Annotated in this window: 1 protein-coding gene; it reads left to right on the forward strand. The window is 72.0% G+C overall.

The genetic code is table 11. From position 1 onward, the window contains the following. On the forward strand, positions 1 to 1,828 hold a 1,828-nt coding region (gene dxs, locus FV242_RS33740; RefSeq protein ID WP_147942005.1), incomplete at both ends, for a 1-deoxy-D-xylulose-5-phosphate synthase.

A 1,828-nucleotide genomic window follows, 5' to 3' on the forward strand; every position in this document is an offset into this window, starting at 1 on the left:
CGGGCCGAGATGATCGACGCGGTGTCGATCACCGGCGGCCATCTCGGCTCCGGGCTGGGCGTGGTCGAGCTCACGGTCGCCCTGCACCACGTGTTCGACACGCCCGACGACCGCATCGTCTGGGACGTCGGCCACCAGTGCTACCCGCACAAGATCCTGACCGGACGCCGCGACCGCATCCGGACGCTGCGCCAGGGCGGCGGCCTGTCCGGCTTCACCAAGCGCTCCGAGAGCGCCTACGACCCGTTCGGGGCCGCCCATTCCTCGACCTCGATCTCGGCCGCGCTCGGCATGGCGGTCGCCCGCGACCTCGACGCCGAGGCCGCCAAGGCCAAAGGCCGGACCGCGAAGCGCCGCAACGCCATCGCGGTGATCGGCGACGGCTCGATGTCGGCCGGCATGGCCTACGAGGCCATGAACAACGCCGGCGCCCTGCACTCGCGCCTGATCGTCATCCTCAACGACAACGACATGTCGATCGCCCCGCCGGTGGGCGCGATGTCGGGCTACCTGGCGCGGCTGGCGTCGGGCGGCACCTACCAGTCCCTGCGCGAGACCGCCAAGCAGCTCGGCAAGCTCCTGCCCAAGGCGCTCTACCAGCGCGCGGCGGCCGCGGAGGAGTACGCTCGCTCCCTGGTGGTGGGCGGCGGCACGATGTTCGAGGAGATGGGCTTCCACTATGTCGGCCCGGTCGACGGGCACAACCTCGACCAGCTGCTGCCGGTGCTGAAGAACGTCCGCGACGCCGAGCACGGCCCGATCCTGCTCCACGTCGTCACCCGCAAGGGCAAGGGCTACGCGCCGGCCGAGGCCAGCGCCGACCGCTACCACGGCGTGGTCAAGTTCGACGTGGTCTCGGGCGTCCAGGCCAAGGCCAAGCCCAACGCCCCGGCCTACACCCGGGTGTTCGGCGAGAGCCTGATCAAGGCGGCCGACGCCGACGACCGGGTCGTGGCGATCACGGCGGCGATGCCGGGCGGCACCGGCATCGACCTGTTCGGCAAGGCGCACCCGGACAAGACCTTCGACGTCGGCATCGCCGAGCAGCACGCGGTGACGTTCGCGGGCGGGCTGGCGACGGAGGGCTACCGGCCGTTCGTGGCGATCTACTCGACGTTCCTGCAGCGGGCCTACGACCAGGTCGTGCACGACGTGGCGCTGCAGAACCTGCCCGTGCGGTTCTGCCTGGACCGGGCCGGTCTGGTCGGCGCGGACGGGGCGACCCATGCCGGCGCGTTCGACCTGGCGTACCTGTGCTGCCTGCCGAACATGACCGTGATGGCGGCCTCCGACGAGGCTGAGCTGGTGCACATGGTGGCGACCGCGCACGCCCATGACAGCGGCCCGATCGCGCTGCGCTACCCGCGCGGCGAGGGCATCGGCGTGGAGCTGCCGGAGCGGGGCGAGGCGCTGGCGATCGGCAAGGGCCGGATGGTGCGCCAGGACCCGGAGGCGCGGGTGGCGATCCTGTCGCTGGGCACGCGGCTGTCCGAGGCGCTGAAGGCGGCCGACACGCTGGCGGAGCAGGGCGTGGCGGTGACGGTGGCGGATGCGCGCTTTGCCAAGCCGCTGGACGAGGCGCTGATCCTGGACCTGGCGCAGAGCCACGAGGTGCTGATCACGATCGAGGAGGGCTCGCGCGGCGGGTTCGGGGCGATGGTGCTGCACCTGCTGTCCGAGCGGGGCGCCCTGGATGCGGGGCGCGTCCGGGTGCGCACCCTGACGCTGCCGGACCTGTACCAGGACCACGACAGCCCGGAGAAGATGTACGCCGAGGCCGGCCTCGACGCCGCAACCATCGTCAAAACCGCGCTCGCGACCCTGCCGG

Origin of the sequence: Methylobacterium sp. WL64 (genome assembly GCF_008039945.1) — a bacterium.
Classification (GTDB): Bacteria; Pseudomonadota; Alphaproteobacteria; order Rhizobiales; family Beijerinckiaceae; genus Methylobacterium.